Genomic DNA, 14,252 nt, shown 5'->3' with positions numbered 1-14,252 from the left:
AATATCACGCCTAAAGAACAACTAGCACTTCGAGCCGCTGGTTATGTAGCACCCTATGAGCCGTCGACCGGTGCAGCACAAGGCCTTCTGCATTTAACAAAGCCACGGCGCAAGCTGCTACAATAATAGCGTTCTTAAATATGGATTTAAAAGGAGCGATTTATGGATATTGAGGGGGTGATCCTTCGCCCGCTAAAACGTCATACAGATGCTCGTGGTTGGCTCATCGAGCTATTTCGAGATGACGAGCTGCCGGAGGCGTTTCGCCCCGCCATGGCCTACATCTCCCTTACCCACCCCGGAGTGGCACGAGGCCCTCATGAACATCGCTACCAGACCGACGGCTTCGCATTTCTCTCTGGACGCTTCGAGATCACCCTATGGGAAAATAGGCCTGGCAAAGAGCGCGTCAAACAGGTTATTCTTGCCGGTGAGGAAAACCCTATTTTTCTGCTGGTTCCTCCCGGAGTGGTGCACGCCTATCGTAACATTGGGGAGACCGACGCCTTCGTGCTCAACTTCCCCGATCGCCTCTATGCGGGCTGGGGGCGTAAAGAGCCGGTAGATGAGATACGCCACGAGGAGATCGACTCGGAGTTTAGGCTGTCATGACGAACGATACCAAAACGGTTTTAGTGACTGGTGGGGCCGGCTTTATCGGCAGCAACTTCTGCCGCTATATGCTACAGCACCATCCTAACTACCGTGTCGTGGTGCTAGATGCCCTCACTTATGCCGGCAACCTCTCCACCCTCGCCGACATCCAACAAAACCCAGCCAACGAGGCTCGTTTCCGCTTCTATCCCGGCAAAATACAGGACGAAACAGTTGTACGCGGCATCCTAGAAGCCGAGCAGGTGAACTACATTGTCAACTTCGCTGCCGAGAGTCACAACGACCGCTCCCTGCTTGACCCTGGTAGCTTCATTCAAACCGATGTATATGGAGTGTTCGTGCTGCTCGATGCGGCCCGACGTCATCATGTGGAGCGTATGGTCCATATCTCCACCGATGAGGTGTGCGGCACGATCTCTTCAGGCTGCTTCACAGAGGAAAGCCCTCTTCTGCCCAACACCCCCTACTCGGCCAGCAAAGCCGGCGGCGAACTGCAGGCGCGCGCGCATCACATTGCCTACGGTACTCCGGTGCTGATTACTCGCTGCGGCAACAACTTCGGCCCATTTCAGTATCCCGAAAAGCTGTTGCCTTTCTTCATTACCCGCCTTATAGATAACAAGAAAGTACCTCTCTACGGCGACGGGTCGCAAGTGCGCGATTGGGTCTACGTAATGGATCACTGCAGCGGCATAGACTTCGTGCTTCACCATGGTGTCGTAGGCGAGATCTACAACATCGGTTGCAACGAGGAGCACTCCAACAAGGAGATCGTGCGCCTGTTGCTAGAGACGTTAGGCAAGCCCGACACACTCGTGCGCACCATCCCCGACCCGCGGGGGAAGGCTCACGACCATCGTTATAGCCTAAGCACCGAGAAAATTCGTTCCCTCGGATGGCGGCCCTCTCACCCCTTCCGCGAAGCGTTACAGCAGACCATTCGGTGGTACGTTGAGAACGAAAGCTGGTGGCGCCCCATCGTCTCCCGCCCAGACTACCAAGACTTCATTAGCCGATTTTACGGCCCCTACTTAGGAGAAGATCTCTAACCATGGGGCAGTTCATTCCAGACTACCATCGCCTTGCCGAAATTCTTTCCACTCTTCGTGGCGAGGGGAAAACCCTTGTTACCACCAACGGCGTCTTCGATATTCTCCACATCGGGCACGTGCGCTATCTTCAGGCCGCTAAACAGCTCGGCGATCTGCTTGTCGTCGGTGTCAACACCGATGCCGGTACCAAGCGCCTCAAAGGCCCCGACCGCCCCATCGTACCCCAAGAGGAGCGTGCAGAAATTCTTGCTGCGCTTGCCTGCGTAGATTATGTAACCCTGTTCGACGAGCCGACCCCAGAAGCGCTTCTAGAACAGTTGCGGCCCGATATCCATGTAAAAGGTGGAGACTACCGCCTAGAAACCATCCCGGAAGCAGCGGTGGTGCACCGCTTCGGGGGAAAGGTTCTAACGATACCGCTGGTGGCCGAGCATTCAACAACAGATATCGTAAAAAAGATACAACGCTCCCTGTTACGAGGCTAACGGTCTTTTATGGAAACAAAGGCTTCTTCCTTGCCAGAACCACTACCGAAAACAGATCGCTCTCTAAAACGGACGCTGTGTGCGCTCCTAGAGGCGACTCGCCCCAAGCAAGCCACAAAGAATCTGTTCGTGTTCGCGGCGCTCGTGTTTGCCGGTGACCTCTTCAAGCCCTCGCTCTTTCTACGTGCCCTCCTCGCCTTTCTCATTTTCTGCATCACCACGGGCGGGGTCTATCTGTGGAACGATATTTTCGATGCCGAACGCGACCGGCTTCATCCCCAAAAGCGGCATCGCCCTATCGCCTCGGGTGCCCTTCCTGTTCCGCTGGCTTGGACCGCTGTTTTCCTCTTGGAAGCAGCGGGTAGCATCGCGGCTTTCTTCATTAACCTCCGGTTTGGAATCACGATCGTGGCCTATATCGTGTTGCAAGTGGCCTATGGACTTATTCTCAAGCAGATCGTGTTGCTGGATGTGTTTGCCCTTGCCGCAGGCTTCCTTTTGCGAACCGCGGGGGGAGGCTTTGCCATTCAAGTCGGCATCTCTCCGTGGCTGCTGCTTTGCACACTGGAGCTGGCGCTTTTCCTCGGCTTTGGCAAACGACGCCAAGAGATCGTCACACTTGGCCCCGATGCAGGGAAACATCGGCCTATCCTTGAGGAGTACAGTCTGCCGCTGCTCGATCAGCTTATCGGTCTCGTGGTCGCTATGACCCTCATCTCCTACTCCGTCTATGCCGTTGAATCGCCTTCTGCTCGATCGCATCCCCATCTCTGGGCGACCGTTCCAATCGTCCTCTATGGGCTTTTTCGCTATCTCTACCTGGTCTATCGAAAGGGTTGGGGAGGGGCGCCGGATGAGGTACTTTTGCAAGATCGGCCTCTCCAGATCACCATTCTACTGTGGTTTCTGCTGGTTTTAGTTCTTTTTGCCCTCGACGGACACACCAAAGGAGGACTCCTGGGCTACCTTATCCTTCACAAATAGGGGAGGAAACACATGCGTATTCTGGTCACCGGTGCCAATGGAATGCTGGGTACAGACCTTTGTTGCCTGCTCGAGCAGAGCGGCCATGAGGTCATTCGTTCTTCGCAAAGAGAGCATGCCGAAAGCGATGTAACTCTGGATATCCTCGACTTCTCCGCCACACGTGCAACGCTCCAACAGTGCAAACCGGATATGCTTATCCACACTGCCGCTTACACCCATGTAGATGGCTGTGAACGTGACCCAGACCGCGCGTTCCAGATCAACGCCTTGGGCACCTGGCACGTGGCGGCCGCCTGTGCGGAGCAAGACATCCCCATTGTTTACATCAGCACCGACTTCGTGTTCGACGGCCGCAAAACAACACCTTACACCGAGTTCGACCCACCAAACCCCATCAACCACTATGGTGCCTCCAAACTTGCGGGCGAGCAGGCCGTGCAAAAGCTCTGTCGCCGCCACTACATCGTGCGTACCCAATGGCTCTTCGGCGTTCACGGGAAGAACTTCCCCGGCACCATTCTCGAGTTAGCCCAGAAACGCAATGAACTGCCCGTTGTTGTCGATCAGCGCGGCAGTCCCACCTCCACGCTGGCCCTCTCCCGCGCGCTCATCAAGCTATTGGATACTCCTCTCTATGGCACCTACCACATCGCTTGTAAAGGGGAGTGCAGCTGGTTCGAGTTCGCGCAGAAAACGTTGGAGTTGGCCGGCATCTCGCATGTAACCCTTCACCCCATTCCGGCAGAGCAGTGGCCTTCGCCGACCCATCGTCCGGCCTACTCCGTATTGCGACGCTATGTGCTGGAGCTGCAGGGTCGTGATGACCTACCGGCTTGGCAAGAGGCCTTAGAGGAGTTTATAGAGCTCCTGAAAGCAAAAAAATAAGCCTGTGCTCTAACTACAGCACAGGCGCCATCAAACACGACGGTCTTCACATATCGAAAAGGAGGACATGCGCTGCACAGAACACTTCTCGGAAGGGCTCCCGAGGGCGCTCTGTACAATCTTTATTAACGTAAGTGAGCAGGGAAAAGTTCCTCCTTCGGGGAATCACCACATAATTCCGCTCTCAGCCATGCTACTCATTTCACAGAATGCTTCGCGTCATCCTCTGGACACTTGGGTTCAACTTTTGAGCACAGAGTTGCCGCTTTAGAGAGAGGCTTCCCAGGCCTCTCAAAGTGCGGAGAAGTGTAGAGGCATCAAGCCCGTAGGATGGACGTAACAGACACAACCGGTTCTCAACATGTTTCTGCTTCCATATTCGATATTTTCTCTCGGAATGCATTTCATGGAGATATTTTGCTGATACAAACGCACCCAACAGCTAAGAAACGTAAACACGAATGCAGATAGTCTCGCGGCGACATTTATAAACTCTCTATCGTCCAGCCATATAGGAGGAACTACCCTATAGACTTGCTCTATCTCAAACCCATCGTCTTACTCCTAACTCCCTAACCCATCGTAAACATACCAGCTCACACGCTGGTGCACCACGTCCCGACGATACGCCAAACCATGACCTCAACTCGAAAAACGATTCGATAAAGTGTTGCCAATTGTCTCGGCACCCGCCCAGGCCACTGGGCTCTTTGACTCGCCGGAGTAGCTGACGAGGCTTTGGCAGTTGCAAGGTGATATGCTAGATAGCCAAGCCCTTTTCTGTAGACTTTTTGTGTTTGCAGCTAACTTTGGCTTCCCAAAAAGAGCCAACAATCACATAGAAATACTGACAGAAGAGCTATGCAATGCACGGTCCAAGGAAGTTCCGACAGATGGAAGCAAAAAAGGCGTGTCACCCTCCTAAAGCATCCAAGAACTGCCCTATCGAGGCTAGAAGGCATCTGCTTTTTATTCTCATAGAGCTTTCGCCCTTTCAGTGATCTAGCCATATCGCGGCTGTATCTGTTACAGGCTTTATTTCCTACACCTGAAATGCACTTCTGCAACGTTGGCTAAGCTTCATTCCACCTCAGACCCATCGCACGCGCTTGGCCGCAGCAGCTCTGCAGACGTTTGACCCTTCACATCTTTCACATCCCCACGTAAAAGAACCGCCCGTTCCTCCTCACAACGTGGAGAATGTGCTGCCCTGCCTAAACTCTTCGCTTCCTCCAACTGTGACCTCGCCTTTGACCACTCCGCTAATATCTGACCCGCTACCTCCCCTATCTCTTCGCCCGCAAACTCCCTTTTGAGCCGCCTCAAGACCCTCGACAGATCCTGCGACATCCCACAGCCCTCCCGCACCAGACGAAGTACCGCTAAAACAAAATCGGGAGAATATCCAAGGCCCTCCTCCACATTGCTGAACTGGCCACGCCTGTTCAGCAGCGACGGCAAGGAGACACACAACAGCCTTACCACCCCCTCATCTTGCTGATTTTGAGGCTTGAGGGCCAGTAGATAGGGCACGAGCGTGCAACTTAGCAAATAACAGGATCTCCTATGCAGCACGCAGAGCTGGTTCAAGAGCAACTCCCACTGCGTCTCGGTAAGGCGGCTTTGATGATGGATCGCCTCATTCAGAGCTTGAACTATTGCATGCACACTGAGCCTGAAGGCTTTTGCCTCCAATTCGTCGTGCACTATCCTCCATCCCATAAAGAGAGTGAAGGGCAACGCGCACACAACTGCTGCGACCAGCCCATCTGCGTAGCGATTAAGACCAGTGACGCCGAAATACGCTGCTCCCAGTAGACCTACTCCCTGTAGAGCTACAACCGTTAGCATGTACTTGATGAAACAACGGACACCTCGCTTTCGACGCCAGTTATCGTATAGAGCCTTGGTAAGATGAAGCAGCTGCACGACAACATCCTGATTTGGCTGAGGAACCGCCTGAACCGTCAAGGTCTGGGCATCCAACGCGATGTCAGCAGAGGATAGGCCGGCTTGCGTCAAAGCCTTTTGAAGCATGTCCAGCCAAAGCTTACGGTAGTAGCGTTCAAGCATCATCGGTCTCCAGTCAATTGAGAATTTCCTCTGCAAAATAACCATCAAGGCGTCTCGCAAAACTGCCTTCTCCCATAGAGGTTTTTTCGTCGTCAATTTCCTGCTCTAATCTCTCTATTCTATCACGGTAGTTCTTGATGGTATCCTCGCCAGTTGGACGGAGAAAGGCATACCAGACGCCTGCCAGAGTACTTACCAGCCAGATAATACCCGACCCTACCTGTATATATATCTTTAAATCTGTATAACCCTTGGGATCATAGAACGCAGCTAGGGCAACGAAAAATACTTCAAATAAGCACCAGATGATAAAATCAACCCAATTTGATAGGGGTAATTTTCCAGTTCTATCCACCTGATTAACTGGATCATCTGCACAATAGACAAACCAGTTCACCCCATCCCTACTTGGGTCTTCGCTGATGAACCGGCCTAACACCGGATCCATGTATCGTGCCTGCATGTAGATGAGCCCCGTACTCCCATCGCTCTCATGGCCTAAACGCCCCACATACTTCTCAGAGCTGCTCCCCGCCTGACCGCCTTGCTCACCACCATACCCCCTTGTCTTCAACTTCTGCTCCCTAGCCCTATAGGTAAGGTGGGAGTCGGTCGAGGCATAAGCTTACTAGCTATCAACCCTAAACTGCACTCTCATTTCAACAACTCTTCTTCCTCTTCTACCCCATGGCTCGCTAGAGGATTTGCCGATGCTTGCACTAACTCCCTCGAATCAGACCTACTACCACGCAGGAGGTATCTCTTATCCGCATCGGTCGAGGCAAGCAGGCTCGCTAAACACGCTTCGGTACGCTTTTTTAAAGCCTCGACCCCCTCCCCTGGCCCCCTGGTATCTAATAAGAGGAGATACTCCTTTAGGTAGGGGATCGCCTCCTCATATCCTCGCCCCGACAGAACAGCCAAAATGCTCTCTTCCAAAGCTAAAAACTCGCTGCTCGTCTCACTGCCTTTATCCCCTACGCATACAAGCGGAAGCCGTACAAGAAGGATCAAGAGAACATCTAGGGTAGAAGAGGGCAGCTCCAAGTCATTGCCCGTCCTAACCTCCGGTCTCTTGAGCAACTGGCATAGCGCATCTGCAACGACAAGAAAACGCGAGGTCACCTTTTTAGATAAACGAAGCCTGGTATCGCCCTCTCGGGACTTGTAGGGGCATGTATTAAAATAGATGAACGCAAGCAGCAGGTTACTGTACCCCTCAACCTTCTGTCCTATAGGAACGTTCTCCTCTTCCTGGAAGAAAAGATAGGTTCTCTTCATACGGGCTTCCATCAACGATTTTCCTAGAGCTGGACCAGCAACCACAAACAGAAAAAAACAAACATGCATGAACATGACCGCGATAAGGTAGTGTTTCCACATCGGCTCTGGAAGACGCATCCAGGTCCAAAGCGATAGCACACCTACGCCTATCCAACCGAATAACAGCCCGCGATGAGTGTGTTGCACCCAAGATAGTTGACGGCTGTAGTAATCTGGGTGCCTCCGTTGCCTACAAAAGGTCGCTACTAGACAACAGCAAAGGAACATAAAGGAGTAGCTTGTCAGCATCGGCGAGAGGTGCTTGTTTAGCAGCCACTTAAGGCAGAAGTAAAACGTACTTATCAGCGTCCGAAGACCGTAGGCCATCAGCCACCACATGGTCATCAAATAGAAACTTTGGAAATCGTAGGACAGCAATATATCATGGTTTGAATGTCCATGATTTTTATGTAGAGGAACTCTTTTGCTAGACATTGTTTGTACTTTCCTGACAATAGTCCGAGTTATAAAATTCAATTATGGCACAAACTGCACCAACGATAACTCCACGTAGAAGGGCTACTCTTGTTATGAGACCAAGTTTGGCGATGGGGCAACACTTATTAAAGCGCTCAATCAGTTCACTCATGAACGCCCCGAGCTCCTCTGCAGCTGCTCTTTTCCTGTCAGCTTTTGGACCTACAAAGAGCATTGGTATCATGCCTGCGAGACCTGCTAAACCAGTTTCAGGTAGGTACAAGCGTAGCCACCATGATGTCCTGGATGTGTAGCTTCGATTAATTCTGTTGTAAGCATGTAGCCGATACATAGTCCTAACAGATAACAGAAAGCGCTCCAAAAGCCTTCGAAGATAGTAAGCGCTGCCTGTCTGTTGTTATCCACCTGATTAATAGGCTCATCTGCACAGTAGACAAAGCAGTTCACCCCATCCCTACTTGGGTCTTCACTAATGAACCGGCCTAACACCGGATCCATGTATCGTGCCCGCATGTAGACAAGCTCCGAGTTAGCCCTGTCATATTCCCCATGAACCACCTGTCCTGCCACTAGCTCCGCTACCTAACTATTCCCATCTTCCCACTCCCTATTTGGCACTGTAATTCTCTGTTCCTTTCACGCTATCCTGCTTGTTATAAATCGAACCCGTTTATTGAAGAGGTCGTTTTTGGTCTTTTACTCTAACGACGATAAAAGCGCTCGATGGTTTCATTAAATGGGGCAGATTCCGCAACCCTATCGCATCCTACACAAAAATCGTTATCCCCTTACGACTCGGTAACGGAGCTGACGTCCTTAAAGGCTACCGTTGGTGCAGCTTGGCTATTACAATACGTACACAATTATAGGTCTCAAAATTGGTCTCTGAATTCAAGTCTCTAGGGTCAGGGTTCTTCATTGCAGGCTAGAAGCCTACACACTTCTGCAAAGCGCCATCTTCTCGTTAGCGGAGGCCTAATAAGAGATACAACGTGTCTTACATGGGTTATTGTTTTGTGAGGAATATGATTGAAGGCACAGTTCTCACCCTCCCTACGCACTTGACAAGTGGAACCAATGACGCTATACTTACCTTATAAATTGAGTCAAGATTAAAGCCCAACGGTGATGTCTCGATGTCGTTCTTTAACGCAAAATTGCGCTATGGTCTTTGCGCCGCGGTAGATTTGGCGATGCAACCTCCTTCACGTGCCTGCCAAAGTCGGGAGATCGCGGCACGTCAAAATATTCCGGGGCCTTATCTCGACCAGATTCTAGCCGCCCTCAAAGGAGCCGGCATTGTGCGCAGCATTCGGGGCGCTGGAGGCGGCTATGTGCTCGCCAAACCCGCCGACAAGATCACTGTGGGCGATGTGGTATGTGCGCTGTTGCGAACCGATCGGCTCTTTGCAGGGCCGGAAGAACCGATCGCTAATGCCCCTAGCATCGCTTGGGTTGTCCACGAGTTCGAAGAGCAGGTGGAAGAGGCCATCTCAAACATCCTCTACTCGACGACTTTGGCAGATCTCGTAATCCGTAAACAGAGTTTGGATGATGCCCTTAGCATAATGCCCGGCATCTGAAACGTAGGAAAGAGTTTAAGCAACACCATGAGAATAGCTAACAACATAACGGAGCTGATTGGCAACACACCTCTAGTTCGTCTTAACCGCATTGCAGCCGGCCTTCGCGCTGAAGTGGTATGCAAGCTAGAGTATTTCAACCCTCTATCCAGCGTGAAAGACCGTATCGCCGTCTCCATGATCGAGGCCGCCGAGCAGGCCGGCCTGCTAAAGCCGGGAATGGCCGTGCTCGAGGCCACTAGCGGCAACACAGGCATCGGGCTGGCCTTTGTGTGCGCAGCAAAGGGTTACCCATGCGTTCTGGTGATGCCCGACACCATGTCGAGCGAACGAAGGGCGCTCCTGCGCGCGCTGGGCGCGCGTCTTGTGCTGACCCCAGGCATTGAGGGAATGCCCGGCGCCATCGCCAAAGCCGAGCAGATCGCCGCTAGCGCTCCGGGCGAATACTACATCCCTCGCCAGTTCGATAACCCGGCGAACCCAGAAATCCATCGGCGCACCACAGCCGAAGAGATATGGCGAGATACTGAAGGCCGATGCGATATCCTTGTGGCCGGCGTAGGGACCGGAGGAACAATAACCGGTGTGGGAGAGGTGATCAAAGCGCGCAAACCTTCCTTTCGCGTGGTGGCCGTGGAACCGCGCAACTCGGCCGTCCTCAGCGGCAAACCGCGAGGTCGCCACGATATTCAAGGCATAGGCGCTGGCTTCATCCCAAATGTCCTTAATACCCATATCTATGATGAGGTCATTCAGGTATGCGAAACCGATAGCATGGAGATGGCACGTCGGCTCGCGCGAGAAGAGGGCATCTTTGCCGGCATTTCGGCAGGAGCGGCCGTATGGGCTGCTATCGAGGTGGCAAAACGCCCAGAAAGCGCAGGAAAAATGATCGTGGTGATCGTGCCGGACACCGGCGAACGCTACCTTTCGACACCAACCTACTCGATCTATGAAGAATGAGGCTCGAAGCCCATGCTGCCAGAAGAAAGTCCTGTAACGCTTATCGCCCGGCCCGGACACGTGGAGTTTTGGATCTACGGTGGGCTGTTTGCCGTCTACCGAACCTCCTCCGCCGCTCCCTGTGGCTTTACCGCCATCTATGCTAAAGACCGTCGGCCCGTTCTCAAGCCAAACGAAGCCGGCATCGTGCTTGGCATCGCGCGTGAGAACGTGGATGGTTTCGACTTTACCCCCTCGGCAAACACCTCTCACTCCAAAGGAACCATCGTTCCCCTCTCTACCATGGCGCGCCGAGGCCCCTGTTCCGTAGGGCTTCGCCAAGACAACCTCTGGGTCACTCCACACGGGGAACCGATCATCGCCGAAACGCGCATCTTTCGTGCGCTGCCCGGCCCAGGTCCCTCTCGCATCCTCGATATTTTTCTAAACCTTCGTCCCTGCACTTCGCATGAAATCGTCTTCGGCAGCGCCCCACACGACCTGCTGCAGCTCTATGTGGCTGAGCCTTTCCTTCGTGAAACAGGCTTAGTACGCAATAGTAGAGGTGCCGTGGGCCTAGATCAGATCCATCGGCGCAGCGCGGCTTGGTGCGGCTTTGTGGGCGTCATTCAAAAAGAGACCGTCGGCTTTGCGATGATGGACCATCCCCAAAACCCCTTCTTTCCCACCGACTGGAATCTCTCAGCGGATGGAACTCTCTCGCCCTCCCCACTCCTATGGAGTGGGTTTGCGCAAAACCTTGCCAAAGCGATCTCGCTGCGCTATCGGCTTATTGTGCACGACGGCTATGTGGATTTCGGCTGGACGGGTGCCCGACTGCGGGATTTTGCTAAAGAGCATCTTCTTGGAGTGCCTTAACCGACCCGATGCCTCTGCTAGAAGTGCAAAACCTTCAGGTGCAGTTTCAAACTCCGGAACAGACGGTCTACGCCGTGAGCGACCTCTCTTTTACCCTCGACCGCAACGAGACCGTGGGGCTGGTAGGGGAATCGGGCTCCGGCAAAAGCGCCACAGCGCTTGCCCTCATGGGACTGCCCCCCGCTAAAATTACCGGCGGCTCTATCCGATTCGACGGCGAGGAGCTTGTCGGAAAACCCGCCGAGTTTCTCCAAAAGCTCCGTGGGCAGAAGATGGCCATGATCTTTCAAGACCCCTTCTCTTCCCTCGACCCCACCATGTCCATCGGTGCCCAACTGATCGAAGCCATCCGAATCCATCTGCCACTGAAAGGCAAGGCCGCTTACGCCTATGCGCTGGAACTTCTCAAAAACGTGCATATGCCCACCCCTGAGCAAAAAATGCGACAGTTCCCCCACGAGCTTTCCGGAGGCCAGCGCCAGCGGGTGCTCATTGCCATGGCCTTTGCCTGCAAACCGCTTCTCCTCATTGCGGACGAGCCCACCACTGCACTCGATGTCACCGTCCAAGCCCAAATTCTGGATCGTACGGCAGTCCTTCAACGCCAACACAGCTCCGGCCTGCTTCTCATCACCCACGATCTGGGCGTTGTGGCCGAGACCTGCCATCGAACCCTGGTCATGTACGCCGGCCAACTGATGGAAGCCGGCACGACCGAGCAGATATTTCGCAATCCACTTCATCCCTATACACAAGGCCTTCTTGCTGCCACCATCCCGCTCGAAAAGCCCGAAGCAAGGCGCCAACCTCTTCCTACTATCCCCGGCCAGCCCCCTAGCCTTACCCAGAAGTTTACAGGGTGCCCCTTCTTTCCGCGCTGCCGTGCTCGCATCCCTAATCTGTGTGATAAAGAGAAAGTTCCCCTCTATAGTTTGCCCTCCGGTCGGCAAGTGCGTTGCCTGCTCTACGCCGATCAAAGAAGTGGAACCTCATCGGACGTTTCAAGCGTCTAAACAGTTGAGCGTGCTGCATAAAAAAGTGGTTCTTGCTTCGGTAGCCAATTACGGTGTCACGAAGCACAACCCGCTACGTTATAGAAAAATAAGCCGGGCGCAGGTGCGTACCGACTGCAACCTGTTCCGAGGAGATAGCCCGTGAAACCACAGGTAACGGTAGGGCCTCTACCAAAACCTCCAGGAACGCGCGGAGTGACTTCAGGCCTTCCGAGTGAAGAAGCTCTCAGAAGCGCCACGGAGGTTATTCTGCAGCGTTATGGGGCGCGCGCCGTCTCCCTTCTCTCCTCACCGCGCCCCCTCGAGGATGGACGGCTCCTCCCCCCGCGCCTTAGTGCTAACGACTGTTATGTGGTTCTCGAAGAGGCCTGTCGTAAAATGGCTCGAGTGGCCCTCCGCCACTACCAAGCCAGCCTCCAACCCTACACCGATTTCGCTACCGCCCTCGACAGCCTCTTTCCCGACCCCGTTGCCTATCTCAGTCGTTGTATTCGATCGGTCATTAGCGATGCCGAAAGAATTGCACGTCGTGAAGTGCCAACCGTCTCCCTCGACCAGCCCATAGGAGACGATGACGAAGGTCTCTGCCTTCGCGATGTGATCGCCGATACCTCAGAGGAGGTCTATCCAGAAGCGACTCTTATAGATAAAGAGGAGCGGTCTCGTTTCCGCCAGGCCTTGGCAAAAGCGATGCGCGCCCTTCCTAAGAACTACCTTGAGGCCCTAAAGCACGACATTTTACGTGAGCGTCAACGCCAACAAGGGCAGCATCTACCTCCAGAATCCGACAGAGAGCGCCAAACAGTCTGTCGTGCCCGTGCCACCCTACTCCGCCTGCTCCAACAGCAGTGCGATGCCGACAACCCCTTCCTTTACGCGCTGCTGCATTCGAAAACCGCGCCGAGCCAACGCCGGAACGCTCAGCCGAAATCGTCTTCAGCCCCATGGAACGAGGCGCGCAAAGAGGCTCTACGCTCCCGATTGCTCCAAAGTACCTGGGCCGCCCGCTCCGCGAACACGCTCGATCCTCAAGGGAATGTGGAAGAGGCCATCGTCAATGAGGTGAGCTTCGCCGATGGGGTCGAGCCGCCCTCTCCACAAATGCGCAAAACCCTACGCGTTCTCGATACCTATACCATCGGCGATCGTCCCACTTCTACCTCCGAGGAGGCGCAGGCGCTCTACGAAAAAGCTTGGCAACTTCGCAAAGATGGAAAACTAGAGGAGGCTGTTGTATACTATAAACGGGCGTTCGAAAAAGATAACACGTTCTATCCTGCGCTTACCGAAGCCGGTGCCACTCTCATCCAACAAGGGCGCCTTCGCGAAGCGCTTCAGCTCTACCAGATGATCCTAACCCATCCACAAGCCGGTGATGAACGTTACATCGCCGCGAATAACATCGCAGATATCTATCTTACTTGGTTCGATGCCGGGCGCAATCGAGAGAAAAATATTGAAAGCGCTCTCTACTACGCGCAGATCGCGGTACAGAAACCAACACCGATGCGTGTGGTGAACCTTTTGTTAGCCTATGTGAAAGATCACTACTATATCGAGGCAAAAAGGGCGCTGGAAACGGCGCTGAAGGCGAACTGGCCCTCATGCCCGCCGGATAAACTTCTGCAAACTCTGTTCCAGATTCGCGATCCTGACCTGATCTCTTGGTGGAACTGGCTGGAAACCGAACTCGGAAAGGAAAACTCCTAATGAAACCATCTTCTGTCGTCGTAAAATGGCTTATCGGTGTGCCCGTGCTTTTAGGGCTGGCTTGCCTTCTCTTTATAGCGCAGGGCAAGCCGCATCAAATACGCAATCCATATAGCCTTACCCTAACAAAAACGGCTCCTCCAGCGACTATTGCTGACGATGGCATAGAAACTCATGGAGGAGGGGGAGGCAATAAGGGCAGCGGCCACTGGCACGCCTGATGCTCTGAAAGTGGGTGTTGTATAAGGGAAGGTAGGAGGTTTTGTA

General features: G+C 53.5%; 15 protein-coding genes. 11 read left to right on the top strand and 4 right to left on the bottom strand.

The genetic code is table 11. From position 1 onward, the window contains the following. Positions 1-162: 162 nt before the first annotated feature. Genes CCALI_RS00895 through rfbD form a run of 5 tightly spaced genes read left to right on the top strand, consistent with a single transcriptional unit; the run spans position 163 to position 4,024 of the window. On the top strand, positions 163-612 hold the full coding sequence (locus tag CCALI_RS00895) for a polysaccharide biosynthesis C-terminal domain-containing protein (RefSeq protein ID WP_016481584.1): 450 nt from the start codon (positions 163-165) through the stop codon (positions 610-612). Continuing rightward, entirely contained in the window at positions 609-1,664 is a 1,056-nt protein-coding gene (gene rfbB / locus CCALI_RS00890) for a dTDP-glucose 4,6-dehydratase (RefSeq protein ID WP_016481583.1), read from the top strand. Before CCALI_RS00895 ends, rfbB begins: the two co-directional genes overlap by 4 nt. Before the next feature lie 2 nt (positions 1,665-1,666). Further along, entirely contained in the window at positions 1,667-2,152 is a 486-nt protein-coding gene (rfaE2, locus tag CCALI_RS00885; RefSeq protein WP_016481582.1) for a D-glycero-beta-D-manno-heptose 1-phosphate adenylyltransferase, read from the top strand. Between the two features lie 9 nt (positions 2,153-2,161). Then, a complete protein-coding gene (locus CCALI_RS00880; RefSeq protein ID WP_016481581.1) occupies positions 2,162-3,136 on the top strand; it encodes a decaprenyl-phosphate phosphoribosyltransferase in 975 nt (324 codons plus the stop codon). Between the two features lie 12 nt (positions 3,137-3,148). After that, positions 3,149-4,024 (top strand): dTDP-4-dehydrorhamnose reductase, encoded by an 876-nt coding sequence (gene rfbD / locus CCALI_RS00875; RefSeq protein WP_016481580.1) that lies wholly within the window; start codon positions 3,149-3,151, stop codon positions 4,022-4,024. A gap of 1,080 nt (positions 4,025-5,104) precedes the next feature. On the opposite strand, the gene CCALI_RS00865 is transcribed toward rfbD, so the two are convergent. From CCALI_RS00865 to CCALI_RS00845, 4 genes are all read right to left on the bottom strand, one after another. Next, positions 5,105-6,100 (bottom strand): hypothetical protein, encoded by a 996-nt coding sequence (locus CCALI_RS00865; RefSeq protein WP_044948738.1) that lies wholly within the window; start codon positions 6,098-6,100, stop codon positions 5,105-5,107. Between the two features lie 10 nt (positions 6,101-6,110). Next, positions 6,111-6,671: an RHS repeat-associated core domain-containing protein gene (locus tag CCALI_RS14575; protein ID WP_016481578.1), complete on the bottom strand. Its 561-nt coding sequence runs from the start codon at positions 6,669-6,671 to the stop codon at positions 6,111-6,113. An 80-nt stretch (positions 6,672-6,751) separates the two neighbouring features. Continuing rightward, positions 6,752-7,378, bottom strand: coding sequence for a hypothetical protein (locus CCALI_RS15885; protein WP_155850437.1), 627 nt, complete (start codon positions 7,376-7,378; stop codon positions 6,752-6,754). Positions 7,379-8,095: 717 nt separating this feature from the next. After that, a complete protein-coding gene (locus CCALI_RS00845) occupies positions 8,096-8,428 on the bottom strand; it encodes an RHS repeat-associated core domain-containing protein (RefSeq protein ID WP_044948735.1) in 333 nt (110 codons plus the stop codon). Between the two features lie 566 nt (positions 8,429-8,994). Here CCALI_RS00845 and CCALI_RS00840 point away from each other — a divergent pair. The 6 genes from CCALI_RS00840 to CCALI_RS00815 all read left to right on the top strand — a co-directional run bounded on the left by CCALI_RS00840 (position 8,995) and on the right by CCALI_RS00815 (position 14,206). Further along, entirely contained in the window at positions 8,995-9,441 is a 447-nt protein-coding gene (locus CCALI_RS00840) for an RrF2 family transcriptional regulator (protein ID WP_016481574.1), read from the top strand. A gap of 27 nt (positions 9,442-9,468) precedes the next feature. Beyond that, positions 9,469-10,404 (top strand): cysteine synthase A, encoded by a 936-nt coding sequence (gene cysK, locus CCALI_RS00835; RefSeq protein WP_016481573.1) that lies wholly within the window; start codon positions 9,469-9,471, stop codon positions 10,402-10,404. A gap of 12 nt (positions 10,405-10,416) precedes the next feature. Further along, positions 10,417-11,262, top strand: coding sequence for a DUF6807 family protein (locus tag CCALI_RS00830; RefSeq protein ID WP_016481572.1), 846 nt, complete (start codon positions 10,417-10,419; stop codon positions 11,260-11,262). A gap of 8 nt (positions 11,263-11,270) precedes the next feature. Next, positions 11,271-12,275, top strand: coding sequence for an ABC transporter ATP-binding protein (locus CCALI_RS00825; RefSeq protein WP_016481571.1), 1,005 nt, complete (start codon positions 11,271-11,273; stop codon positions 12,273-12,275). 141 nt (positions 12,276-12,416) lie between these two features. Then, the gene (locus tag CCALI_RS00820; RefSeq protein ID WP_016481570.1) at positions 12,417-13,985 is read left to right on the top strand and encodes a tetratricopeptide repeat protein; all 1,569 of its coding nucleotides are present in this window, start codon (positions 12,417-12,419) and stop codon (positions 13,983-13,985) included. After that, a complete protein-coding gene (locus CCALI_RS00815; RefSeq protein ID WP_016481569.1) occupies positions 13,985-14,206 on the top strand; it encodes a hypothetical protein in 222 nt (73 codons plus the stop codon). The genes CCALI_RS00820 and CCALI_RS00815 overlap by 1 nt, the downstream gene beginning before the upstream one ends. The last annotated feature ends 46 nt before the right edge of the window (positions 14,207-14,252 follow it).

The organism is Chthonomonas calidirosea T49 (assembly GCF_000427095.1).
Classification (GTDB): Bacteria; Armatimonadota; Chthonomonadetes; order Chthonomonadales; family Chthonomonadaceae; genus Chthonomonas; species Chthonomonas calidirosea.
This window is presented reverse-complemented; position numbering and strand designations above follow the sequence as displayed.

Excerpts from the sequence above, each read along its gene's own strand:
- CCALI_RS00895 (WP_016481584.1), top strand. The coding sequence starts at position 163 with ATGGATATTGAGGGGGTGATCCTTCGCCCGCTAAAACGTCATACAGAT.
- rfbB (WP_016481583.1), top strand. The coding sequence starts at position 609 with ATGACGAACGATACCAAAACGGTTTTAGTGACTGGTGGGGCCGGCTTT.
- rfaE2 (WP_016481582.1), top strand. The coding sequence starts at position 1,667 with ATGGGGCAGTTCATTCCAGACTACCATCGCCTTGCCGAAATTCTTTCC.
- CCALI_RS00880 (WP_016481581.1), top strand. The coding sequence starts at position 2,162 with ATGGAAACAAAGGCTTCTTCCTTGCCAGAACCACTACCGAAAACAGAT.
- rfbD (WP_016481580.1), top strand. The coding sequence starts at position 3,149 with ATGCGTATTCTGGTCACCGGTGCCAATGGAATGCTGGGTACAGACCTT.
- CCALI_RS00865 (WP_044948738.1), bottom strand. The coding sequence starts at position 6,100 with ATGATGCTTGAACGCTACTACCGTAAGCTTTGGCTGGACATGCTTCAA.
- CCALI_RS15885 (WP_155850437.1), bottom strand. The coding sequence starts at position 7,378 with ATGAAGAGAACCTATCTTTTCTTCCAGGAAGAGGAGAACGTTCCTATA.
- CCALI_RS00840 (WP_016481574.1), top strand. The coding sequence starts at position 8,995 with ATGTCGTTCTTTAACGCAAAATTGCGCTATGGTCTTTGCGCCGCGGTA.
- cysK (WP_016481573.1), top strand. The coding sequence starts at position 9,469 with ATGAGAATAGCTAACAACATAACGGAGCTGATTGGCAACACACCTCTA.
- CCALI_RS00830 (WP_016481572.1), top strand. The coding sequence starts at position 10,417 with ATGCTGCCAGAAGAAAGTCCTGTAACGCTTATCGCCCGGCCCGGACAC.
- CCALI_RS00825 (WP_016481571.1), top strand. The coding sequence starts at position 11,271 with ATGCCTCTGCTAGAAGTGCAAAACCTTCAGGTGCAGTTTCAAACTCCG.
- CCALI_RS00815 (WP_016481569.1), top strand. The coding sequence starts at position 13,985 with ATGAAACCATCTTCTGTCGTCGTAAAATGGCTTATCGGTGTGCCCGTG.